Raw genomic sequence first — 21,802 nt, forward strand, 5'->3', positions numbered from 1 at the left:
CTCTTTCTCCTACGTCCTGCTTCTCTGCTCGTACGTCAGCCCTGTACGTCAGCCCTGTACGTCCGTCCCGTACGTCCGCGGCCTCCGTGGGGATACGGATGTACGCGGCACGTTGTTCAGCGCCGCCCGACCGCCGCCCCCGCCCGGCTGACCGCCTCACCACGTCGGCCGTGCCGAGACCCCTCCGTCCACGACCAGGTCGTGCCCCGTGATCCAGGAGGCCATCGGCGAGGCGAGGAAGACACAGGCGTCGGCCACGTCCTCCGGGCGGCCCAGCCTCCCGGTGGGAGCCGCCTGCCGCCAGCGCCGTACACCCTCCGGCCACGCCTGGGCGAGGCCCTCGCGGTCGATCAGTCCCGGGGAGACGGTGTTCACGCGGATTCCGTAGGGACCGTACTCCAGGGCCGCCGAGCGCGCGTGCATGACGACGGCGGCCTTCGACGCGGAGTAGTGCGCGTGGTGCGGGGCGGGATGCGTGGCCTCGATGGACGCGATGTGGGTGATGCTGCGCGCACGCCCATCGTGCCCACCGTGCCCGCCGTGCCCGCCGTGCCCGCCGTGCCCGCCGTGCCCACCGTGCCCACCGTGCCCGCCGTGCCCACCGTCCTGGACCCTCCCGCCGCTCCCCCGGCTGCCGTCCCGCATCAGTTCGGCGGCGGCCTGCGTGCAGGCGAAGACGCTCGACAGGTTGGTGTCGACCACCGCCCGCCAGTCCGCCACCGTCATGCCCGGCAGCCCCTGGACCGGTTGTACGCCCGCGTTGTTGACCAGGGCCGTCAGCTCACCGCCTCCCCAGTCCGCGGCCTCGCGCACGACCCGGTGGCACTCGGCCTCCACGGTCAGGTCGGCGCGCAGGGCCACCGCGTGTCCGCCCGACCGCGCGACGAGGTCGACGGTCTCCCCCGCCGCCTCCGCGTTCGTACGGAAGTGGACGGCCACGGCCGCCCCCGCCGCCGCGAACCCCAGCGCGATCTCCCGCCCGATGCCGCCCTCCGCCCCGGCCCCGGTGACCAGCGCCACCTGCCCGGCGAGCAGTCCGCCGAACGGTCCCCCGCCGGGGGCGAGGGCGGGGTCGGTGCGGCCGGTCACGGGCGGCTCAGCGCGGCGATCCGCGCTGCCTCCGCCGGGTAGCGGGCGGCGAGTCCGGCCCCGTCCCCGTGCTCGTACCCCTCGTAGGTGAAGCCCGGCGCCATCGTGCACCCGAAGAACGACCACGCGCCGCCGGCGGCGACCCGCGCGCCCATCCAGGTGCGCGCGGGCACGGTGAACTGGACGCGCTGGCCGCCGAGGACGTCCGGGCCGAGCAGGACCGTACGGGACGTGCCGTCGGGGGCGAGGAGCAGCAGCTCCAGCGGGTCCCCCAGGTAGAAGTGCCAGGTCTCGTCGGACGGGAGGCGGTGCAGGGCCGAGAAGTCACCGGGCCGCGAGGTCAGGAGGGCCACGATCGCGGAACCCTCGGGCCGCCCGTCGGGCCGTTCCGGACCCGCCCAGGTACGGCGGAAGAGGCCGCCCTCCCTGGGAATGGGTTCCAGCCGGTAGTGGGCGGCCAGGGCTTCGGGAGTGATGTCATCGGGCACCCGCCGACGTTACAGCTCCCCGGCGGCGCCCCGCGGGTGGACGCGGTCCCGGTGCAGGAAAGCCAGTTGGGCCTCCTTCTCCGGCAGGTACACCCCCGGCAGGTCGACCTCCGGCAGCACGACGGGCGGGCCGAGCACGAAACCCTGCCGGAGCAGGCGGGCGACGGCCCGCTCGTTGCGGACGTCGGGCTCGACCACGACCCGCCGCCGGTCGAGGACGCGCAGGACGTACGTGGTGAATGCCTTCAGCAGAGCGCTGCTGTAGCCGGCCCGGCCGACGCCCTCGGAGGGCGGGCCGATGAGCAGGTGGACGCCGATGTCGCCGGGTTCCACCGCGTAGCACTCGCTGACCCGGTCGGCCTCCGGTTCGTACGTCTGGAAGAGCGCGGCCGGTTCGCCGTCCACGACGGCGAGGTACGCGTGGTGCGTGTCGAGCGAGCCGAGGTGCCGGTACGTCTCCAGCACCTGCTCCCTGGTGAAGCCGCCCATGCCCCAGAACCGGGCCCGTTCGGCCGTCACCCAGTGGTGGAGCACGTCCAGGTCGGCCTCCGGGTCCACGGGGACGACGCGGACGGTGCCCAGGCCCTCGACGGCCTCCTCGTGGACGGCGGCGCGATCACGGCCGGTCGTGTACGGCGTCGTTGCCGTACTGGTCGCGCTGGTCGCGCTGGTCGCGCTGGTCGTACTGGTCGCGCTGGTCGTTGTACTCGTTGTACTCGTCGTACTCGTCACGGTTGTCCTCGTTCTTCTTGCCGAGCTGGTTCCAGTCGGTGATCACAGGGGCGAGTTCTCCCCTCAGCCACAGGGGCAGTTGGTCGCGGTGGTGCGGGGAGCCCGGTACGCCCGACGCGCCGAACGGCACCCCCCAGAGGCTGTCCTCACGCCGTGCCAGGTCCCACACGTAGCGGGCGGCGGGACCCCGGGCGGCCCGGTCGGTGAGGCCCGGCACGGCCGAGGTGCACAGCACGCAGTCGTGGTCACCGGCGAGCGCGGGCTCCTCCTCGTCGTACGCCGGGTCCGGCACCGCCCGCCAGGGCGCGAGGCGGTGGGTGTCGCCCCAGGTGCCCGTCGGCGGGTCCCCGGCGACCTCCTCCAGGGCCGCTCCGACGACCTCGGCGCGGTCGATCCCGTAGAGGTCCCGCGCCTTGAGGAGGTTCTCCAGGGCGAAGGCGACACGGGGGGCGAGAGCGAGCCAGGGCCGGAGCACCTCGGGGTACGACGGGGGCCGGGTCAGCGGGGCCAGGGCGGGGTGGCCCGCGAGCCGGCGCACGACGGCGCTGCGGACCGCCGCGTAACCGGCCGCCTCCTCGCTGTCCGCGGCCATGTGTCGGTCCCAGCCCAGGAGGCGCCCGCGCAGGGCGGCGGCCGCGGGGGTGAGACCGTCGAGGGCGGCGATCCGGTCCAGCAGCGGAGTCGCGGAGGCCAGGTGGGTGTCCATGTGGAGGGCGGCCATGTCGGCGGCCCTCCAGTCCTTCCTCGGGACGAGGAGGGCGCGCAGGCGGGCGGCCCGGTGAGGCGGCGCGAACTCGACACCGAGCGGGGTGGCGGGGCCCCGCTGGTTGGCCATGACCGCGATGCCGTCCTCGATCGTGCCCCGCGGCATGTCCACGTACCGGTCCCGCCATTCGTGGCCGGGCTCCCAGGCCGCGACGACCCGGATGCCGTTCACCGGGTTCCGCGACGGCACCCGGCCCGCGACGCGGTGGAGCAGGCCGCCTTCGGTGTCGGCGGCCTGGACGACGTTGACGGGTTCGGCCCAGTCGTCGAAGGCACGGTCCACGTCGGCGACGCGGCGGGCGCGCAGGAGGGGGAGGAGGGCGCTGAAGCCCAGGTCCTCGGAGACGCGGGGCGGGTAGCGGAGGCTGATGGGTCCGGCCGCGGTCTCACCATCGCCGTTGCTGTCGTTGCCATCGCCATCGCCGTCGTTGCCGGTGCCGGTGCCGGTGCCATCGCCGTCGTTGTCGGCGCCGGTGATGATGATCGGGCCGCGAGCGGTCTCGATCACTTCGACTTCGACCTCGGCTTCGGCCTTGGCTTCGGATCCGCCCCCGGATCCGGCCGTGTCGCCACCGGCCACCTCGATCGTCTCGACGTGACGGGAGGCGGGGTGCCACCTCCCGTCCGGGCCGAGAGCCTCGACGCGTTGTCCCGCACCGGCGCCGGACCGCCTGAGCCGCTCCCGGTACAGGTCCTGGTAGTCGGCCATCGCGTTGGTGATCGACCAGGCCACCGTGCCCGTGTGGCCGAAGTGCGCGATGCCGGGGACACCCGGCACGGCCAGGCCCACGACGTCGAACTCCGGGCAGGCGAGCCGGATCTGCTGGTAGACACCCGGCGCCTCGATGAAGCGGTGCGGGTCGCCCGCGAGGACCGGCCGTCCCGTGACGGTGCGTTCGCCGGTGACCAGCCAGCCGTTGCTGCCGGCCGTCCCGGTCCCGTCGGTGGCGAACAGGCCGACCGCGTCGGGACCGAGGTGACGTACGACCTCCTCGCGCCACAACTTGGCGGGGAACCCGGCGAACAGGATGTGCGTGGCGAGCCAGACGCCCAGCGGCGTCCATGGTTCCCACCGGCCCGGGGCGAGGGAGACCGTCGCGAACTCGGGTGTCCTGCGGGCCCCTTCGGGCAGGCCCTGGTTGACCCCGTCGACGTACGCCCGGACCCAGGCGGCGGTCTCGGGGTCCCGTCTCTCCAAGGCCGTGAAACAACGTCTCGCCGTGTCGTCGAGCCGGGCCCGTCTCGCGAACCGGTCCCAGGCGAGCGCGTCCGCGCCGAGGAACGAGGCCGAGGTGCCGCGGGCCCGGTGCCGCTCGACCTCGATCTGCCAGGCGCGGTCGAGCGCCGTGGACAGACCCTGTGCACGGGCCAGTTCGAGCACGTCGTCCGCGCGCAGGTGCGGGACACCCCAGGTATCGCGGTAGATCTCGACAGTCACCCTGTGTCCCCCATGGGCTTTAGGTTAGGCTCACCTAAGTAAGTGTGCCGGAATCGTACGCGAAGGGTGAAAACGCCATGGGGCAGGGGCACGGCTGGGAGGGAGCGGTCCTCAAACTGTTCCGTGGCAAGGACTTCACGTTCACGGTGCTGGGCGCGGAGGACGTGACCGAGCACTACCGCCGGCTGCGCCTCGACGACGGCGGCATGCTCGCGGCGACCGGGGTGCACCCCACCATGTGGGTACGCCTGTGGTTCGGCAACGCGGGCAAACCGCACCAGCGGGCGTACACCCTCGTGGACCCGGATCCGGCCGCAGGGACCTTCGACCTGGAGTTCGCCCTGCACGAGGGGTGCGCGAGCGACTGGGCGCGGACCGCGAAGCCGGGGGACACGATCGAGGCCACGGTCCAGGGCACGGGCTTCACACACCCGGACCCGGCTCCGTCCCGGGTGCTGGCCGTCGCCGACGCGGCGTCCCTCCCCGCACTCAACTCCCTCCTGGACGCACTGGGCCGGGTGCCCGCGACGATCTGGTTCGAGACGGCCGCGGGCGCCGACGACCGTGCCGACAGTGTTGGCACGGCCGGCTCCGCCGACGCCGTGGACACGGTGGACACCGCGGGCACGGTGGGGCGTGCCGCGAATACCGGGGCAGGCGCCGGTAAGGGCACGTACGGCCTGCCCTTCCGGGTGGACACGACCCTCCACGACCTCCGCACGGTGCCCCGCCTCGACGGGGGCGCCCATCTGGTGACCCAGGTCCGGGCCGCCGCGCCGGAGCTGCTGAAGGAGACCGCCGACCCCTACGTCTGGATCGCCTGCGACACGGCGACGACGCGGTCGCTGGCGGCGTACTTCCGCAAAGAACTGGCCCTGCCGAAGCAGCGGGTGAACGCGCTGGGGTACTGGCGGGCGACCTGACCGCACCGGCCGGACGCAAGGCCCGTACACATTCATGCGGGAGCAATTTCCGGGTCGTCAGGAAATCGAGGGAGCACCGTCCGCGACTTCGGAGGGCCGGCTCGACCGGCTCGACCGGCTCGACCGGCAAGAGCACCACCATCTGCCACTTCAGGCACTTCCTCCAACGTGTCCGGAGCCTGCTCGGACGCGCCCCGGGTCCAATCCGGGACTATTACCGGTTTGCCCGAATTTACGAGGCCATTTCCAGCGCCGCACTCCGTCGCCATGGCTGCGCCCGGAAGCTCTTGGCCGGTAGGCTTTCCGTGTGATCTTCAAGCGCATCGGAAACGGCCGGCCGTATCCCGACCACGGCCGGGAAAGCACCCGGCAGTGGGCGGATGTCGCGCCGCGCCCGGTCCGCCTCGATCAGTTGGTGACGACCAAGGGCCAGCTCGATCTGGAAACACTGCTCGCCGAGGACTCCACGTTCTACGGCGACCTCTTCGCGCATGTCGTGAAGTGGCAGGGCGACCTGTACCTGGAGGACGGCCTGCACCGCGCCGTCCGCGCAGCGCTGCAGCAGCGCCAGGTCCTGCACGCCCGCGTCCTCGAACTGGACTGAGTCCCCGCCGCTCGGTTCACCCCCGGGTCCCAGGCCCCGGCGCCGGGGCCCCGGGGCGCCGCCGCCTGCCCTGACCGAGGACCTCTCCGGCTCGCATTTGACTCGCATCCGGTTCGCACTCGTTCGTACGGTCTCGTGCGCGTCTCGTAGGCGTCCCTACGTGTCTCCTACGTATCCCGTGTGGGCTAGCCCGCACGGAAGGCTATCCACGTTCGGGTTGACCCTTTCGGGTTGGACTGAACGCAGGTCAATGATCATCTAGTAGGCATCACGGCCTCGGCGCACTACGCTGCGCTCATGAGCATGCTCACTCCCCCTGGCATGGGCGGCCAGTACCGGATCACGGGGGACAAGTACCCGCGGATGCGCCGGAACCGGGGGCGCCGCCTCGTGCTCGCGGTCGTCGCCTCCGTCGCCGCGCTCGGTCTGGTCGGCTGGGGGACCCTGCAGCTCATCGACGTCTTCACGGGCGGCGGCGACAAGGCATCAGCCGCGGCGGCCGCAGCGGGCTGCGGGAGGTCCCCCTCCCCCTCCGCGAGTCCGGTCAAGGCCGTGCCGGAGCCCGGCCAGATCACGGTGAACGTCCTCAACGCCACGTCCCGCACCGGCCTCGCCAAGAACACCGCGGACGCGCTGAAGAAGCGCGGCTTCAGGATCGGCGAGGTGGGCAACGCCTCGAAGGCGTACGACAAGAAGGTCGAGGGGCCCGGCGTGGTGCTCGGCGCGAAGGCTGCCGCCGACACCGCCCTGACCGTCCTCGCCACGCAGGTCACCGGCGCCGAGAAGAAGACCGACAGCCGGGTGAAGCCGGCGGAGGTCGACCTGATCCTCGGCAAGGCTTTCAAGGCCCTGGCGCCGGAGAAGGCCGCCGCCAGGGCCCTGACCGTCCTGTCCGACCCCGCACCGGCGCCCTCGCCGAGGAAGAGGAACTGCTAGCCCGGCGCGGGCCGCCTACTCCGCCGCGCCGTACATGCGGTCTCCCGCGTCGCCCAGGCCCGGGACGATGTAGCCGTTCTCGTTCAGGCGTTCGTCGACCGACGCGGTCACGACCGTGACCGGGGCGCCCGCGAGGTCGCGCTCCATGACCTCGACGCCCTCGGGAGCCGCCAGGAGGACCACCGCCGTCACATCGTCGGCACCACGCTTGATCAGTTCCTGGATCGCCGCCACGAGGGTGCCGCCGGTGGCGAGCATCGGGTCCAGTACGTACACCTGGCGCCCGGAGAGGTCCTCCGGCATGCGGGTCGCGTACGTGGACGCCTGCAGCGTCTCCTCGTCGCGGATCATGCCGAGGAAACCCACCTCGGCGGTCGGCAGGAGGCGCACCATGCCGTCGAGCATGCCGAGGCCGGCCCGCAGGATCGGTACGACGAGGGGCCGCGGGTAGGACAGTTTGACGCCCGTGGTGCCGGACACCGGGGTCTCGATGTCGACCTGCTCGGTGCGCACGTCCCGGGTGGCCTCGTAGGCGAGCAGGGTGACCAACTCGTCGGCGAGCCGGCGGAAGGTCGGGGAGTCGGTGCGGCGGTCGCGCAGCGTGGTGAGCTTATGGGCGACCAGAGGGTGGTCGACGACGTGGAGACGCATGCCGCAAGGGTATCCGGGTCGTCCCCGGGTGCCCCCGTCGCCGCTTCCGGCCGCCCTCGTCACCCCACCTGACCCCGCCTGACCCGGTCTGCCGGTTCGGTGGGAGTTCGCCGCTGCCACTGCGCAAATCACCGGTGGCATCAAACCGCCTGCCGGAGGGAAAGTGGGAATGACCGACTGGGGGTGTTGCCGATGCCGGACCCGGAGCAGTGGAACCGGGAAGACCTGGAGAGTGATGCCCAGCGCCGCAGGCGCCGGGCCCAGTTCCTCCGGGACCTCAAGGAGGCGCGGGAGCTGCGCGACAGGGTGCAGCCGCGGCGGGCCAAGACGGCCCGGCTTCGCCACGCCATGCGCATGCGGACATTCCGTTGGTAGCCGTACGGCAGCGGTTCGTGCCCCGGTGCCGTGCACGGCCCGCCCCCGGCGCGCCCGTACGGCCCCCGCGGCGCGACCCGCCGGGCAGTCCTCGGACAGCCGCGTACGGAGCGGACGTTCCGGCGGCGTACGATCCCGCTGTCGGTGGGCGCCGGGCGCCCAGGTGAGGCCGTACGGCGGCGCGGTGCACGCGCCACGCGACCGGGCGTGAGGACGCGACCGGGACACAGCGAGCCGAAGACCTCTCCTGAACGCTCTGTTTCTGCCACGATTCCGAGTGGGTGGGGCTCGGAGCACGCAGCCCCCACCCGACCTCCGCCGGGAGGACCCCCAACCGGCACGCCTAGGACCAGTGGGAGAGTCACGGTGTACTTCGCCGCACTGCTCGCGCGCACCGAAGACGGGTGGGAAGCGAGCGACACAGAGCTCGACGATGTGGAGACCCTGTCGGATCTGAGCGACCTGGCCCGTGAAGCCTCGGTCGACGACGACACGGTCCTCGTCTACATCGAGCAGGAGGATGCGTGGTTCGGAGTCGTCCGCGTGGACGGCGAGGAGGACCCTCGTATCTACGTCTCGGACGCCGCGGCCGCCGCACGCAGTTCGTACGGCGAGATCCTGCTCACGGACGAACTGCTCGGAAGGGATCCCGGTGACGACGGCGTCGCCGATCTGGACTCCCTCGACCTCGACGGCACGGAGGACGGTGAGACCGAGGACGGGGCCGACGACGACGAGGACGACGACGTCGGTACCACCGCCAAGGGCCGGATCGTGCCGTCCGGACCCATCGGAGACCGCGAGGTCCTCGCCGATCTCGGCGTGAGCGAGAAGGAGTTGCTGACCCTGGACAGCACCGACGCGCTCAGCGAGATCGCCGATGTCCTCGGGGCGGCGGAGGTCCTGGAGGCCGTTCGCTGAGCCCGTCGAACGCAGCGGAGGAACAGAACCCCGTACCCGGTCCCGCCGACGTCCCCGTCCTCGGTCCCGTCGGCATTCCCGTACCCGATCCCGTCGGCATGCCCTCTGTGTCCGGTCCCGTGTCCGGTCCTGTGTCCGGTCCCGTGTCCGGTCCTGTCGGTGATCCCGTCGGTGATCCCGTGCGCGACCCCTGGCGGACCGCGATGCGGCTCGCCCTGGCCGAGGCCGTGCTGGCGGGCCGCGGCGGCGACGTGCCCGTCGGCGCCGTCGTGCTGTCCCCGGACGGCACGACGGTGCTCGCCGCCGGGCACAACGAGCGCGAGGCCGCCGGTGACCCGACCGCCCACGCCGAGGTGCTGGCGATCCGCCGGGCCGCCGCCCGGACCGGGCAGTGGCGGCTCACCGGCTGCACGCTCGTCGTCACCCTCGAACCCTGCACGATGTGCGCCGGCGCGCTCGTGCAGTCCCGGGTGGACCGGGTCGTCTACGGCGCCCGCGACGAGAAGGCGGGCGCGGCCGGCTCCCTCTGGGACGTCGTACGCGACCGCCGGCTCAACCATCGCCCGGAAGTGATCGCCGGTGTGCTCGACGAGGAGTGCGCCAGGCTGCTCACCGACTTCTTCCGCAGCCGGTAGACCCCTTACCGCCCCCCTCGCCACTCTCCTCACCACCCCTCCACCGCCCTTGCGTACCGCTCCCTGTTCCGCCCCCGTCCCGCCCGGATCGGTCGCCGCACACGGATTTCCGAGCACGGCCCATCGTGGGCTAGGATCTCTCTCGGTAGCGTGTCCGAGCGGCCGAAGGAGCTCGCCTCGAAAGCGAGTGTGGCGCAAGTCACCGAGGGTTCAAATCCCTCCGCTACCGCAGGTAGACGAAGGGCCCGGTCCAATGGACCGGGCCCTTCGCGCTGTTCCGTTCCCCGTACGGCCCGCCGTCGGCCGCGTGCGTCGGCTGCGTGACCGGCCGCTCGGATGTCATGATCAGCGCGGACGGAGTGCGCGCGCCGCAACGGGTGCGATGAGGGGGGTGGGGTCGATGCTGCGACAGGTGGCGACCGGAGCCGTGGGGGTGCTGGCCGTCTGTTCCGCGGTGGGCGCCGCCGCGGCGATCCGCTCGGGCTGGACGGTGCCGTGGCTGCGGCGCCGCACCTACCGTCCGCGCCTCTGGGGCTACGGCGCGTTGACCGGTGATACGGGTCTGGGCCTTTTCGTCTGCTCGTGGTGGGTCGACGCAGCGGCGTGGACGCACACACTCCTCTCCCTCGCGGGTGTGACCCTGATGATCGTCGGTGGTTACGTCTCCTTCCTTGCCTCCCGGCCTCCGGCATCACTCCGACGGGTTTGAAAGATCATCGGATCAACTGTCGGGTTACACTCACCGCCGACAACAGGGGTCCCGGCAGGCGCAGGGGGAGGCCGCAATGGCGGTGAACGCGAAAAAGATCGCCGTCTACGTGCTCGTGGTCTTCGCGCTGTACGTGATCATCACCGACCCCGAGAAGGCGGCGGACTACGTCCAGATAGGCTTCGAGGGCATATCGAACGCCGCTCAGTCCGTCGGTGACTTCATGACGTGGGTTGCCGACGGGGCCAAGGACTAGGCCGGGACGGTCAGGACGGTCGGACGGCCGGCCGTGCTGCTCGGCACCGATATCGGCACCGATATCGGCGTCGGCGTCGGGCGACCTTCGCCCTCTTCCGCGTGTCCGACGTCGTTCCCCGTAGTTTCCCACCTGTTCGCCCTGTCCGCCGTCGTGCCCGCGTTCGCCATGGAGTGCTCATGATCCGCCACCTGGTCCTCTTCAAGCTCAACGAAGGCGTCGGGCGGGAAGACCCCCGCGTCGTGGAGGGCGTCGCCGCCTTCCGTGCACTCGGCGGGCAGATCCCCGAACTGCGGTTCTGGGAGTGCGAGTGGAACATCACCGACCGGCCCATCGCGTACGACTTCGCGATCAACTCGGCGGTCGAGGACACGGACGCGCTCAAGCGGTACCTGGAGCACCCCGCCCACCAGGCGGGCGTCGCCCTGTGGCGCGAGTTCGCCACCTGGGTGATCGCCGACTACGAGATCTGAACCGCGTCCGACCCCACCCGCGCCCGGCACACCCGGCCGCACCGCGTCCCACCCCGCACGGACCCACGGCCCCCCGCCCGAACGGCGGGGGGCCGCCGTATGTCCGGGGCAACACGAAGCGACTAGGTGCTTGCACACAGTGCACATGTCTTGTGATGCTATGACCGCTTTTGACCGATGAGTTGATGCATGTGTCTGACGAACGTCGTTCGGACTTGTGTTTTCACGGGTTGACGAACCCAGAGGTGGAGTTGACCGTGCCGGCCAGTACCGCGCCTCAAGCACCTCCCCAGCAGAAGCCGCAGGTCCTCGAACGACTGGACGAACCGGGCGAGTCCCAGGAACCGGGGCCGCAGCGCCGCCGCGGGGCCGACACCCGGGCCCTCACCCAGGTCCTCTTCGGCGAGCTCAAGAACCTGGAGCCCGGCACCCCCGAGCACGGCCGGGTGCGGGCCGCGCTGATCGAGGCGAACCTTCCGCTGGTGCGGTACGCCGCCGCCCGCTTCCGCTCCCGCAACGAGCCCATGGAGGACGTCGTCCAGGTCGGCACCATCGGGCTGATCAACGCCATCGACCGCTTCGATCCCGAGCGGGGCGTGCAGTTCCCGACCTTCGCCATGCCCACCGTGGTCGGCGAGATCAAGCGCTACTTCCGCGACAACGTCCGCACGGTCCACGTACCCCGCCGGCTGCACGAGCTGTGGGTGCAGGTGAACAGCGCCACCGAGGACCTCACGACGGCCTTCGGGCGCACCCCCACGACCGGCGAGGTCGCCGAACGGCTGCACATCACCGAGGACGAGGTCCTGGCCTGCATCGAGGCCGGACGCTCGTACCACGCGACCTCCCTGGAGGCCGCCCAGGAGGGCGACGGACTGCCAGGCCTCCTCGACCGGCTCGGCTACGAGGACCCCGCGCTGGACGGCGTGGAGCACCGGGACCTCGTACGGCACCTCCTCGTCCAGCTCCCCGAGCGGGAGCAGCGCATCCTCCTGCTGCGCTACTACAGCAATCTGACGCAGTCCCAGATCAGTGCGGAGCTGGGCGTGTCGCAGATGCACGTGTCGAGGTTGCTCGCCCGCAGTTTCGCCAGGCTACGATCCGCAAACAGGATCGAGGCATAACCCCGGGGAGCGAATCGCTCCCAAGAACCTTTCCCGACGTTTCTGCGGTGAAAAACCGTCAGACCCCCTTTTTCCAGGGCCTATTCGCCCTTGTTGTGTCGACATGTCACTACAGCGTGTTGCCGACATGTGACATTCTTCCGCTGACGCGTTTGCCGCAGCCCCGCCGCCGGTATTGAGGTGGAGGCTGCGTTCCTTCGACGGGAGCGTCCGCCGCGACCGTCCGCGACCCAAAGGGGGTGGCATGTCCGCAGACCAGGGCAGCTCGAAGGTGCTCACGCTCGACAAGAGCGAATCAGCACCCGACGTGCTTCACAGTGTCGTTGTCGAGGTTCCGGCCGTCCCGGCCGCGGAAGCCCCGGCCTTCCCCCCGACCTCGGAAGCGATCGACACCCGCACCCTGTCCCGCTCCCTGTTCCTGCGGCTCGCCGCACTCGACGAGAACAGCCCCGAGCGCGCCTACGTACGAGACACGCTCATCGAGCTCAACCTCCCGCTGGTGCGTTACGCCGCCGCCCGTTTCCGGTCGCGCAACGAACCGATGGAGGACATCGTCCAGGTCGGCACGATCGGCCTGATCAAGGCGATCGACCGCTTCGACTGCGAACGGGGCGTGGAGTTCCCGACGTTCGCGATGCCGACGGTCGTGGGGGAGATCAAGCGGTTCTTCCGGGACACGTCCTGGTCGGTGCGGGTGCCGCGGCGGCTCCAGGAACTGCGGCTCGCGCTGACCAAGGCCAGCGACGAGCTCTCCCAGAAGCTGGACCGCTCCCCGACCGTCGCCGAACTCGCCACCGTGCTCGGGGTGTCGCAGGAGGACGTGGTCGACGGCCTGGCCGTGGGCAACGCCTACACGGCGTCATCCCTCGACTCACCCGCCCCCGAGGACGACGGCGGCGAGGGCTCGCTCGCGGACCGCCTCGGCTACGAGGACACGGCGCTGGAGGGCGTCGAGTACCGCGAGTCCCTCAAGCCCCTGCTCGCCAAACTCCCGCCCCGCGAGCGGCGGATCATCATGCTGCGCTTCTTCGCCAACATGACGCAGTCGCAGATCGGCGAGGAGGTCGGCATCTCGCAGATGCACGTCTCCCGGCTGCTCACGCGGACGCTGTCCCAGTTGCGGGAAGGTCTCATCTCCGACTGACCCGGTGTCGCCCTGACGGGGGCGCCGTCCCTGACAGGGCCGACGACCCCGACGAGGCCGACGAGGCCGACGAGGCCGACGAGGCCGACGAGGCCGACGACCCTGATGAAGCTGCTGAATTGACGGTTCGTCAATAGCTCCGGCCACCAATGTGATGCGATGCGTCGGCAGGTGGGGCCGCAGTCGATACGTGGCCGCCGAGGGGCCCTCACGGGCGCCTCGGCGGCTGTCGTCCGCGAAGGCGGGGATGCCGGCGTCCGCTCAGCCGCTTCCGCCGCCTCAACCACCTCAACCACCTCAGCCGCTTCATCTGCGTCGTCCGCCGCAGCCGTGACGCCCGCGTGAGGCGGGGAGTCGGCGCCGCTGGAGGGGCGGCAACACACAAGAGCGTTTCGGAGCGCGGGAGTTCGCCCTCCTGACCTGGCGGCGCACTCGGCGTCGACCGGGTGATCGCCGAGCCGGCCGAACGGAAGGACGGGCGGACGGCTGCCCGTACCGGTCGCACCAGTCGCACCGGTCGCTGCGGGCAGCCGGAAGAAGACCCGGACGGTGCGCCTCGGCGCGACGGGTTCTCTCGGACGGGCGCGGCCGAGGACAGGGAGGGCGCCGGTGGCGCCCTCCGCCTACTTGAGCGCGAGCCAGGCGACCGCGGCGACGACCGCGACGGCCACGATCACACCGACGATCAGGCCCACGCGCGGGCCGCGGGAGGCAGCCTGCTGCCGGCGGCTCTGCGGGTCGTCGACGAACGCTCGGAACATCTGGGTGCTACCCGCGGGGTCGTAGTTGCCCTCGGGGCCCTGGGTGTTTGCCATGCGCGTGACCCTATCGGGTGCGTTCGGCGGCCCCAAGTTTCGGGGGCCGTCTTCCGGTGGCGCACACCCTTCTCCTCATGGCGCCCACCCTTCTTACCGAGGTGCGCGCCTCTCACTGAGGTGCGCGTCCCTCTGCGGTGGTGCCGGCCAGCGGATCCGCCCTCCGAACCCCGCCACCAGCAGGTTTACGTTTGCCAATACTTGCCTTTGCCAAGGTTTTATCCCCTTGGGCCTCATTTCGTTTGCCTGCAGCAACCAACCGTTTTTATAGTTGCCTGAAGCAACAAGCGAGGGAGGTGCGATGGCCGCTCGACGGCAGTACCAGGAGCTGGCCCAGCAGCTCAGCGCCATCGGTGCCGTGAAGCGGGGCCTGGGCCGGGTCCTCCCGTCCGAGTGCCCGGCCGGGTCGGCCGCCGTGCTCGGGCTGCTCGACCGGCACGGCGAGATGCGGATGAGCCGGCTCGCGGAGCTGATGGCCATCGACATGTCGGTGACCAGCCGGCACGTGGCACACGTCGCCGAACGCGGCTGGATCGACCGTTCCGCCGACCCGGCCGACAAGCGCTCCCGCATCCTGCGGCTCACCCCCGCCGGGCGGGACATGCTCGCCGACCTCTCCGAGCGCTACATGAACGCACTCGCCCATCACCTGGCGGACTGGTCCGACGACGAGGTCGACCAGCTCAACGCCCTGCTCGGACGACTGCGCGCGAGCTTCGGCGACTGCCGGGCCGCACCGGCCGCACCAGCCGTGCCGCCCCCCGCCGCACCGCCCGTCCTTCCCGTCCCGCCCGGGGAGCCCGTAGAGGCACCCGCCGCGCGGACCACCCGTACACCCCTATGACGCACCACAAGAAAAGGAAGCCCATGGCAACGACCACACCAGCCGGTGTGCGGGGCTCACACGCCAAGCACGGAGGTGCCCCCGACGGCACTCCGATGACGCACCGGCAGATCATGGAGGCCCTCTCCGGGCTGCTGCTGGGCATGTTCGTCGCGATCCTGTCGTCGACGATCGTCTCCAACGCACTGCCCGAGATCATCGGCGACCTGGGCGGCGGCCAGTCCGCCTACACCTGGGTCGTCACGGCCACGCTGCTGTCGATGACCGCGACGACGCCCCTGTGGGGCAAGCTCGCCGACCTCTACAGCAAGAAGGCCCTCGTCCAGATAGCCCTGGTCATCTACGTCGCCGGGTCGATCGTGGCGGGGCTCGCCCAGAACCCCGGGATGCTGATCGCCGTCCGTGTGGTCCAGGGCATCGGCGTCGGCGGTCTCTCCGCCCTCGCGCAGATCGTCATGGCCGCGATGATCTCCCCGCGCGAGCGCGGCCGGTACTCCGGCTACCTCGGCGCAACGTTCGCAGTCGCGACCGTCGGCGGCCCGCTGCTCGGCGGTGTCATCACCGACACCAGCTGGCTCGGCTGGCGCTGGTGCTTCTACGTCGGCGTGCCCTTCGCGGTCATCGCGCTGATCGTCCTCCAGCGGACCCTGCACCTGCCCGTCGTCAAGCGCGAGGTCAAGGTCGACTGGGGCGGCGCGTTCCTCATCTCCGCCGCGGTCTCGCTGCTGCTCCTGTGGGTCACCTTCGCAGGTGACAAGTACGACTGGGTGTCGTGGCAGACGTACACGATGGTCGCCGGCGCGGTCGTGCTCGGCCTGCTCTTCGTGCTCGTCGAGTCCAGGGCGAGCGAGCCGATCATCCCGCTGCGCCTGTTCCGCAACCGCACCATCACCCTGTCGTCCGTCGCCTCGCTCTTCGTGGGCATCGCGATGTTCACCGGCACCGTGTTCTTCAGCCAGTACTTCCAGCTGGCCCGGGACGAGTCGCCGACCATGTCCGGTGTGCTGACGATCCCGATGATCGGCGGACTGTTCATCTCCTCCACCGTCTCCGGTCAGATCATCACTAAGACCGGCAAGTGGAAGGCATGGCTGGTCGCCGGCGGCGCGCTCGTGACCGCGGGCCTCGGACTGCTCGGCACGATCCGGTACGACACGGACTACTGGCAGGTCGCCGTCTTCATGGCGGTCATGGGTCTCGGCATCGGCATGATGATGCAGAACCTGGTGCTCTGCACGCAGAACCAGGTGGCCCCCTCCGACCTCGGCGCGGCCAGCTCCGTGGTCACCTTCTTCCGGTCCCTCGGCGGCGCGATCGGTGTCTCCGCGCTCGGCGCCGTACTGGCCAACCGCATCACGCACTACACGACGGACGGCCTGGCCGGCATCGACCCGAAGTACTCCGCCGCGGCCGGCGGCGCCGGTGACAGCAGCAGCATCCCGGACGTGGACTCGCTGCCCGGTCCGCTGCGCACCGTCGTCGAGAGCGCCTACGGGCACGGCATCGCGGACATCTTCCTGATCTCCGCCGCCATGGCGTTCATCGCCTTCGTCGTCACGATCTTCATCAAGGAGGTCCCGCTGCGTACGTCGGGCGGGCTGGCGCAGGCCGCCGAGACCCAGGCCGATGTCCCGGCGGTCGCCGGGGTCACCCCGGCCGCGGCCGGCGCGGCCCGCGCGTTCCCGGCCGAGGCCGACGAGCGACTCATGAGCCGGGCCGTCCCGGACGGCGGCTCCGGCGACGTCAGCAGTGTCAGCAGTGTCAGCAGTGTCAGCAGTGTCAGCAGTGTCAGCAGCACCAACGGTGTCGGCAGCACCGGCAGTGTCGACGGTACGGGCCCCGGGGGCGCCCAGCGCCTTTCCGCGGTCGCCACCCTGGCCGCCGGTACCGCCTCCACAACGGGTTCCGCCTCCGGCGGGGTCCCGGTCCACGGGTTCGTACGCGGCGCCGAGAGCGCGCCCGTGCCCCGGGCCGCCGTCACGCTGATCTCGCTCGCGGGCCGTCAGCTGGGCCGCTCGGTCGCCCAGGCCGACGGCGCCTACACGGTGGACGCGCCCGGCACGGGTTCGTACGTGCTGATCGCCTCCGCGGACGGGTTCCAGCCGCAGGCGTCGACGGTCGTCGTGAACGGTGAGCCGCTCGCGTACGACATCCTGCTGAGCGGCACGAGCGGGCTGTCCGGTGCGGTGCGGGCCGCCGAGAGCGGCCGGCCGGTCGCGGGCGCGATGGTCATCGTGACCGATGTGCGCGGCGATGTGCTGGCCACCGGGACCACCGGTGAGCAGGGCGAGTTCGCCTTCGCCGAGCTGGTGCCGGGCGCCGTGACCGTAGCGGTGAACGCCGCCGGGCACCGGCCCCGCGCCCTGCCCGTCGAGGTCGGCGGCACCGGGGTCACCCGGGTCGAGATCGAGCTCACCTCCGGGGCGCGGCTCCAGGGCGTCGTGCACGCACCCGGCGGACCGCTCGGCGACGCCCGCGTCACGCTCGTCGACGCCGCGGGCAACGTGGTCGCCACCTCCACCACCGGGACGGACGGGGCGTACGCCTTCACCGACCTGGACGGCGGCGAGTACACGGTCATCGCGACCGGTTACCCGCCGGTGGCCACGGCACTGACCGTCAGCGGCGGCGGCGTCGAGGGCCACGACATCCGGCTCGCCCACCCCGGCGAGTAGCAGAGAACCCCGGCCCGTGGAGCGCGTTCCTGGCGGAGGCGCTCCACGGGCCGGTTCCATGAGATGAGGTTGTGTGAAATGGGACTGACCGCGCGGATCCGTACGCGGGACGGCTGGGCCGTGTCGCACGCGGTCGTCACGGTGACCGACATGACGGGCGCCCAGGTGGTGCGCGCCGAGGCCGACGAGGAAGGCACCGTGCGGGACGCGACCGCGCTCGCGCCCGGTGCGTACACGGTGATCGTCACGGCCGTCGGGTACGCGCCCGTCGCGTCGAGCGCCATCGTCACGGCGAGCGGCCGGGCCGAGATCGGCACCGTGACCCTCGCCCGGCAGGGCGGCACCGAGCTGCCGCCGCCCGGTCCCTGGACCGTGGACCCGGCGCACTCCTCGGTGGGCGCCGTCGCGCAGCACCTGGGGATCTCCAGCGTGCACGGGCGGTTCACGCAGTTCGCCGGCTCGATCGAGATCGCGCCGGACGAGGTCGGCAAGTCCCGCGTGGAGGCGGTGATCCGGGCCGACTCGATCGACACGGGCAACGCCCTGCGCGACGGCCACCTGAAGTCGCCCGACTTCCTGGACGTCGAGCGGTACCCGGAGATCCAGTACGTCTCGACGGGCCTGGTCCCGGCCGGCGGAACCGACCGCTGGACGGTCCACGGCGAGCTGACCCTGCACGGGGTGGTACGCCCGGTCGACCTGTCGCTGGCCTACCTGGGCACCGGCGCCGACCCCTGGGGCGGGACCCGGGCGGCCTTCCGCGCCACCGCCGAGCTGCGCCGCGAGGACTTCGCGATGAACTACAACCAGGTCGTCGCGGCGGGCATCGCGGCCATCGGCACGACGCTGAAGGTCGAGCTGGACATCCAGGCCGTGCAGGGGGAGACACTCCCGCAGGCGTAGGCCCGGCAGGAGCAGGATCAGCCGCGGTCCACCGCCTAGGCTGCTCGCATGGCACCGAACATCGCGACGAACACCTCCGTATCGCTCGACGAACTGCTGGACTTCGTACGGCCCCGGCACCGCGCCGTCCTGCTGACCCGCAGGGCGGACGGCAGCCCGCAGGGCTCGCCCCTGACCTGCGGGGTCGACGACTCGGGCCGCATCGTCGTCTCCACCTATCCGGAGCGCGCCAAGACCCGCAACGCCAAGCGCGACGACCGGGTCAGCCTCATCGTCCTCAGCGACGACTGGAACGGCCCCTGGGTCCAGATCGACGGCACGGCCGAGGTGATCGACGCCCCCGACTCGGTCGAGCCGCTGGTCGAGTACTTCCGCAACATCTCCGGCGAGCACCCGGACTGGGACGAGTACCGGGAGGCGATGCTGAAGCAGGGCAAGTCCATCATCAGGATCACGCCCGTGAAGTGGGGCCCGGTGGCCACCGGCGGCTTCCCCGCGAGGCCGGCGGAGCAGGGCTAGCCGACGGTCCGGGAGGTGGTCGGGAGGGAGCCGGGAAGCGGGCGGAAGGGAGTCGGGAGGGAGCCGGGAGGCGGGCGGAAGGGAGCCGGGAAGGGGAACCGGAGGGGAGACCGGGGGGGTCCGTCCCGTCGCCGTCCCACCCCGGTGGCCGGGCTCCGGCCCAAGCCGTTCCAACCGCCCCAGCGCCCCACCCTCCCGCGGCGACTCGTTTCCCCGCATGATGCGGTGCTGCCCCCGGACCGGAGCCGACCTGAGCGTCCCCGCGGAACGACTGTGCCCGGTACCCGCCGCCGGCCCGCGTACTCAGCTCAGCGTTCCCCGGCCTCCGGCACCGGCACCGGCCCCGCCCCCGCTTCCCGGGCGGCCATCGTCTCGATCCCGGCGACCAGCACGTCGAGGGCGAAGTGGAAGTCCCGCTCGTACATCTCCTCCACCGTGCTCCCCCCGCGCGCCCGCATGATCTCCTTGGACTCCTCCAGGACGTCGTCCAGCCCGGGAGCCTCCCGCAGGGTGCTGAGCGCCTGCTGGAAGTACGCGTCCGGGCTCATCCCCGCCTCGGCGGAGCGCAGCGTGAAGTGGCCCTCGATCGTCCCGAACCCGTACACGAACTGGAAGACGGCCGAGATGGCCCCCGTCAGCCGGTGCGCGGGCAGCCCCGTCCTGCGGATCACCCGCTGCACGGTGCGGGAGAACGCCACCGACCTCGGTCCGATGTTGAGGAACCTCCCGGCGAGCGACGACGCCCAGGGATGCCGTACGAGGAGGGCCCGGTAGCCGGTGGCGATCGCCCGGAGCTGGTCCCGCCAGTCCTCCCCCGAGTCCGGGTCGGGCAGCTCCAGTTCGCCGTGGACCGCGTCGAGCGCCAGCTCCAGGAGGTCGTCCTTGGTGTCCACGTACCAGTAGACGGACATCGCGGTCACGTTCAGCCCGGCGGCCAGCCGCCGCATGGAGAACCCGGCCAGCCCCTCCGCGTCGAGCAGCCGTACCGCGGCCCCGGTGATCCGCTCCCGGTCGAGCGGCGCCGGCTGGCCGCCCCGCGCGCCGCCGCCTCGCGGGGCCCTGCTCTCCAGCCAGACGCTGGTCCGCGCCGGGCGCCCGGCCCGGTCGGCTGCCCTCACCATGGCGCACCTTCCTCGGAACTCTCGGCGAAGGGCGCCCGGAACGCCGGGGGCCGCCCCGCCCTGATGCCGACGGGCCTCACACCTGCGCCGCCACCGCGGAGTCTTCCCTCTCCGCCCGCCGGAGCAACCCGGCGGCCAGGAGTCCGCCCGCCAGCACGGCCACCGCGCCCACCAGCTGGCTGGTCTCCAGACCGGAGGCGAACGCGTCCGTGACCCGCGCGCGCTCGTCCGCCGAGCCGGCGGCGGCGAGCGTCGCAGGCAGCGAGGCCGCGGCGAACGGGATCAGCGCGGCGAAGCGGGCGTTGAGGACCGCGCCGAGCACCGCCACGCCGAGGCCGTTGCCGAACTCGGCCAGTGTGCCGTTGACGCCCGCGCCCACGCCCGCCTTCTCCGGCGGGATCGCGCTCATGATGGCGTACGCCATGGCGGGGTTGGCGATCGCGGCGCCCGCGCCGATGAGCAGGAGGCCGAGCAGTGTGCCGGGGTAACCGCTCGTGGCGAGGGTCGCGAGCGACACCAGCCCGCCCGACATCAGCACCATGCCGAGGATGATCGACACCGGCGTGCCCAGCTTCGCCGTCAGTCTCGCCGCAAGGCCGGTGAAGTTGAGGGCCACCACGGCCAGGGCGAGCGGCGCGGTGCGCAGTCCCGCCTCCAGCGGCCCGTACCCGAGGACGAACTGGAGGTGCTGGGTCAGCAGGAAGAGCGCGCCGCCCATCCCGAAGGTGATCAGCACGGCACCGGCGACCGCCCCCGTGAAACGCCGGTTCCTGAAGAAGTGCAGGTCCAGCATGGGGTACGGGATCCGGTTCTCCCAGTACGCGAAGAGCGCCAGGACGACGACCGCGAGGGCCGCCGTGGCGAGGACGCGGCCGGAGGTCCAGCCGTGTTCCGGGCCGGAGATGATCGCGTACACGAGGGCGGTCATGCCGATCGTGGAGAGCAGCGCGCCGAGGAGGTCGGGGCGGTCGCCGCGCGGGTTCTTCGACTCCGGTACGAGGGAGATGACCGCGGCGAGCGCCAGCGCCACCACCGGCAGGTTGACCAGGAAGATCGCGCCCCACCAGTAGTGGTCGAGCATGAACCCGCCGAGCAGGGGACCGGTCGCGAACCCGAGGGCGTTGACGGCGCTCCAGATGCCGATGGCCTTCGGTTGCTCCTCGGGCGTGAATATCTGCATCGCGACGGCGAGCGTCGTGGTGAGCAGGAGCGCGCCGCCGACGCCCATGCCCGCGCGGGCGGCGACCAACTGCCCGGAGGTGTCGGCGAGTCCGGCGGTCAGCGATCCCGCGCCGAACAGGACGAGACCGGTGGCCAGCATCTTCTTGCGGCCGTAGCGGTCAGCGGCGCTGCCCGCGCTGAGCAGCAGGCCCGACTGCACCAGCGAGTACGCGTTGATCATCCACTGGATGTCGGCGGTGCCCGCGTCCAGTTCCTCGGTGAGGGAGGGGATCGCGACGTTCAGCACGGTGTTGTCGAGCAGCACGGTCAGCTGCGCGAGACAGATGACACCGAGGATCAGCCACCGCTGGGGATGGCCTTGCGAGGTTGGCATGTCATACACCGTAGAACAACCCTTGTACGACGTACGAGAGCTTTTCTGCGGGCTGCGGGCTGCGAGGGAGTGGGGTGGGGTGGGGGCGGCGGATCGCCGCTCCCACC

At 71.6% G+C, this 21,802-nt stretch carries 23 protein-coding genes and 1 tRNA gene; 16 read left to right on the top strand and 8 right to left on the bottom strand.

Features of this window, described 5'->3' with window-relative positions; all coding sequences use genetic code 11:
• Window positions 1-156: 156 nt before the first annotated feature.
• From KM933_RS05530 to KM933_RS05545, 4 genes are read right to left on the bottom strand one after another with little or no spacing between them, the layout of a single operon-like run.
• Window positions 157-1,089, bottom strand: coding sequence for an SDR family NAD(P)-dependent oxidoreductase (locus KM933_RS05530; protein ID WP_221348710.1), 933 nt, complete (start codon window positions 1,087-1,089; stop codon window positions 157-159).
• Complete coding sequence (locus tag KM933_RS05535; RefSeq protein WP_221348982.1) at window positions 1,086-1,565, bottom strand: cupin domain-containing protein; 480 nt, start codon at window positions 1,563-1,565, stop codon at window positions 1,086-1,088. Before KM933_RS05535 ends, KM933_RS05530 begins: the two co-directional genes overlap by 4 nt.
• 21 nt (window positions 1,566-1,586) lie before the next feature.
• Window positions 1,587-2,159 carry a GNAT family N-acetyltransferase gene (locus tag KM933_RS05540; protein ID WP_260333124.1) on the bottom strand — a complete coding sequence of 191 codons (573 nt, stop codon included), beginning with the start codon at window positions 2,157-2,159 and terminating at the stop codon, window positions 1,587-1,589.
• Between the two features lie 34 nt (window positions 2,160-2,193).
• The gene (locus KM933_RS05545) at window positions 2,194-4,512 is read right to left on the bottom strand and encodes a penicillin acylase family protein (RefSeq protein ID WP_221348713.1); all 2,319 of its coding nucleotides are present in this window, start codon (window positions 4,510-4,512) and stop codon (window positions 2,194-2,196) included.
• 77 nt (window positions 4,513-4,589) lie between these two features.
• On the opposite strand from KM933_RS05545, the gene KM933_RS39020 reads away from it, so the two are divergent.
• From KM933_RS39020 to KM933_RS05560, 3 genes are all read left to right on the top strand, one after another.
• A complete protein-coding gene (locus KM933_RS39020; RefSeq protein WP_260333090.1) occupies window positions 4,590-5,435 on the top strand; it encodes a siderophore-interacting protein in 846 nt (281 codons plus the stop codon).
• Between the two features lie 307 nt (window positions 5,436-5,742).
• Entirely contained in the window at window positions 5,743-6,039 is a 297-nt protein-coding gene (locus tag KM933_RS05555) for a type II toxin-antitoxin system VapB family antitoxin (protein ID WP_003999914.1), read from the top strand.
• Window positions 6,040-6,336: 297 nt separating this feature from the next.
• Window positions 6,337-6,975 (top strand): LytR C-terminal domain-containing protein, encoded by a 639-nt coding sequence (locus KM933_RS05560; protein ID WP_260333091.1) that lies wholly within the window; start codon window positions 6,337-6,339, stop codon window positions 6,973-6,975.
• Between the two features lie 15 nt (window positions 6,976-6,990).
• On the opposite strand, the gene upp is transcribed toward KM933_RS05560, so the two are convergent.
• Window positions 6,991-7,626: a uracil phosphoribosyltransferase gene (upp, locus tag KM933_RS05565; protein WP_173894844.1), complete on the bottom strand. Its 636-nt coding sequence runs from the start codon at window positions 7,624-7,626 to the stop codon at window positions 6,991-6,993.
• Window positions 7,627-7,818: 192 nt separating this feature from the next.
• Here upp and KM933_RS39025 point away from each other — a divergent pair, with 192 nt between their 5' ends.
• From KM933_RS39025 to KM933_RS05605, 9 genes are all read left to right on the top strand, one after another.
• On the top strand, window positions 7,819-8,001 hold the full coding sequence (locus KM933_RS39025) for a hypothetical protein (protein ID WP_173894845.1): 183 nt from the start codon (window positions 7,819-7,821) through the stop codon (window positions 7,999-8,001).
• Between the two features lie 366 nt (window positions 8,002-8,367).
• Window positions 8,368-8,922 carry a tRNA adenosine deaminase-associated protein gene (locus tag KM933_RS05570; protein ID WP_221348715.1) on the top strand — a complete coding sequence of 185 codons (555 nt, stop codon included), beginning with the start codon at window positions 8,368-8,370 and terminating at the stop codon, window positions 8,920-8,922.
• A gap of 203 nt (window positions 8,923-9,125) precedes the next feature.
• Window positions 9,126-9,557 (top strand): tRNA adenosine(34) deaminase TadA, encoded by a 432-nt coding sequence (gene tadA / locus KM933_RS05575; RefSeq protein ID WP_260333127.1) that lies wholly within the window; start codon window positions 9,126-9,128, stop codon window positions 9,555-9,557.
• 144 nt (window positions 9,558-9,701) lie between these two features.
• Window positions 9,702-9,786: transfer RNA gene (locus KM933_RS05580), tRNA-Ser, on the top strand.
• A gap of 171 nt (window positions 9,787-9,957) precedes the next feature.
• Window positions 9,958-10,266, top strand: a complete 309-nt coding sequence (locus KM933_RS05585) for a hypothetical protein (RefSeq protein WP_221348719.1) — start codon at window positions 9,958-9,960, stop codon at window positions 10,264-10,266.
• Between the two features lie 76 nt (window positions 10,267-10,342).
• A complete protein-coding gene (locus KM933_RS05590) occupies window positions 10,343-10,522 on the top strand; it encodes a hypothetical protein (protein ID WP_173894862.1) in 180 nt (59 codons plus the stop codon).
• A gap of 179 nt (window positions 10,523-10,701) precedes the next feature.
• On the top strand, window positions 10,702-10,995 hold the full coding sequence (locus KM933_RS05595; RefSeq protein ID WP_221348721.1) for a Dabb family protein: 294 nt from the start codon (window positions 10,702-10,704) through the stop codon (window positions 10,993-10,995).
• A gap of 257 nt (window positions 10,996-11,252) precedes the next feature.
• Window positions 11,253-12,119, top strand: a complete 867-nt coding sequence (locus KM933_RS05600; RefSeq protein WP_173894872.1) for an RNA polymerase sigma factor SigF — start codon at window positions 11,253-11,255, stop codon at window positions 12,117-12,119.
• A gap of 244 nt (window positions 12,120-12,363) precedes the next feature.
• Complete coding sequence (locus KM933_RS05605; RefSeq protein WP_221348725.1) at window positions 12,364-13,263, top strand: RNA polymerase sigma factor SigF; 900 nt, start codon at window positions 12,364-12,366, stop codon at window positions 13,261-13,263.
• 623 nt (window positions 13,264-13,886) lie between these two features.
• Here KM933_RS05605 and KM933_RS05610 read toward each other — a convergent pair.
• Entirely contained in the window at window positions 13,887-14,078 is a 192-nt protein-coding gene (locus KM933_RS05610) for a hypothetical protein (RefSeq protein WP_173894866.1), read from the bottom strand.
• Between the two features lie 301 nt (window positions 14,079-14,379).
• On the opposite strand from KM933_RS05610, the gene KM933_RS05615 reads away from it, so the two are divergent.
• The 4 genes from KM933_RS05615 to KM933_RS05630 all read left to right on the top strand — a co-directional run bounded on the left by KM933_RS05615 (window position 14,380) and on the right by KM933_RS05630 (window position 19,019).
• A complete protein-coding gene (locus KM933_RS05615) occupies window positions 14,380-14,922 on the top strand; it encodes a MarR family winged helix-turn-helix transcriptional regulator (RefSeq protein WP_221348727.1) in 543 nt (180 codons plus the stop codon).
• Between the two features lie 95 nt (window positions 14,923-15,017).
• Complete coding sequence (locus KM933_RS05620) at window positions 15,018-17,597, top strand: MFS transporter (protein ID WP_488269381.1); 2,580 nt, start codon at window positions 15,018-15,020, stop codon at window positions 17,595-17,597.
• Between the two features lie 78 nt (window positions 17,598-17,675).
• Window positions 17,676-18,500 carry a YceI family protein gene (locus KM933_RS05625; protein WP_221348732.1) on the top strand — a complete coding sequence of 275 codons (825 nt, stop codon included), beginning with the start codon at window positions 17,676-17,678 and terminating at the stop codon, window positions 18,498-18,500.
• 48 nt (window positions 18,501-18,548) lie between these two features.
• Window positions 18,549-19,019: a PPOX class F420-dependent oxidoreductase gene (locus KM933_RS05630; RefSeq protein WP_221348734.1), complete on the top strand. Its 471-nt coding sequence runs from the start codon at window positions 18,549-18,551 to the stop codon at window positions 19,017-19,019.
• Window positions 19,020-19,327: 308 nt separating this feature from the next.
• Here KM933_RS05630 and KM933_RS05635 read toward each other — a convergent pair whose 3' ends face one another.
• Together KM933_RS05635 and KM933_RS05640 are read right to left on the bottom strand one after the other, a co-directional pair.
• Window positions 19,328-20,140, bottom strand: a complete 813-nt coding sequence (locus KM933_RS05635) for a TetR/AcrR family transcriptional regulator (RefSeq protein WP_221348735.1) — start codon at window positions 20,138-20,140, stop codon at window positions 19,328-19,330.
• Window positions 20,141-20,216: 76 nt separating this feature from the next.
• Complete coding sequence (locus KM933_RS05640) at window positions 20,217-21,695, bottom strand: MFS transporter (protein ID WP_221348737.1); 1,479 nt, start codon at window positions 21,693-21,695, stop codon at window positions 20,217-20,219.
• Between the last annotated feature and the right edge of the window lie 107 nt (window positions 21,696-21,802).

This window comes from Streptomyces beigongshangae, from assembly GCF_019710745.1.
Taxonomy (GTDB): domain Bacteria; phylum Actinomycetota; class Actinomycetes; order Streptomycetales; family Streptomycetaceae; genus Streptomyces; species Streptomyces beigongshangae.

Coding starts and splice junctions, on each gene's coding strand:
- tadA (WP_260333127.1), top strand. CDS start 9,126: ATGCGGCTCGCCCTGGCCGAGGCCGTGCTGGCGGGCCGCGGCGGCGAC.
- KM933_RS05635 (WP_221348735.1), bottom strand. CDS start 20,140: ATGGTGAGGGCAGCCGACCGGGCCGGGCGCCCGGCGCGGACCAGCGTC.
- upp (WP_173894844.1), bottom strand. CDS start 7,626: ATGCGTCTCCACGTCGTCGACCACCCTCTGGTCGCCCATAAGCTCACC.
- KM933_RS05615 (WP_221348727.1), top strand. CDS start 14,380: ATGGCCGCTCGACGGCAGTACCAGGAGCTGGCCCAGCAGCTCAGCGCC.
- KM933_RS05595 (WP_221348721.1), top strand. CDS start 10,702: ATGATCCGCCACCTGGTCCTCTTCAAGCTCAACGAAGGCGTCGGGCGG.
- KM933_RS05590 (WP_173894862.1), top strand. CDS start 10,343: ATGGCGGTGAACGCGAAAAAGATCGCCGTCTACGTGCTCGTGGTCTTC.
- KM933_RS39025 (WP_173894845.1), top strand. CDS start 7,819: ATGCCGGACCCGGAGCAGTGGAACCGGGAAGACCTGGAGAGTGATGCC.
- KM933_RS05560 (WP_260333091.1), top strand. CDS start 6,337: ATGAGCATGCTCACTCCCCCTGGCATGGGCGGCCAGTACCGGATCACG.
- KM933_RS05630 (WP_221348734.1), top strand. CDS start 18,549: ATGGCACCGAACATCGCGACGAACACCTCCGTATCGCTCGACGAACTG.
- KM933_RS05625 (WP_221348732.1), top strand. CDS start 17,676: ATGGGACTGACCGCGCGGATCCGTACGCGGGACGGCTGGGCCGTGTCG.
- KM933_RS05585 (WP_221348719.1), top strand. CDS start 9,958: ATGCTGCGACAGGTGGCGACCGGAGCCGTGGGGGTGCTGGCCGTCTGT.
- KM933_RS05640 (WP_221348737.1), bottom strand. CDS start 21,695: ATGCCAACCTCGCAAGGCCATCCCCAGCGGTGGCTGATCCTCGGTGTC.
- KM933_RS05605 (WP_221348725.1), top strand. CDS start 12,364: ATGTCCGCAGACCAGGGCAGCTCGAAGGTGCTCACGCTCGACAAGAGC.
- KM933_RS39020 (WP_260333090.1), top strand. CDS start 4,590: ATGGGGCAGGGGCACGGCTGGGAGGGAGCGGTCCTCAAACTGTTCCGT.
- KM933_RS05620 (WP_488269381.1), top strand. CDS start 15,018: ATGACGCACCGGCAGATCATGGAGGCCCTCTCCGGGCTGCTGCTGGGC.
- KM933_RS05610 (WP_173894866.1), bottom strand. CDS start 14,078: ATGGCAAACACCCAGGGCCCCGAGGGCAACTACGACCCCGCGGGTAGC.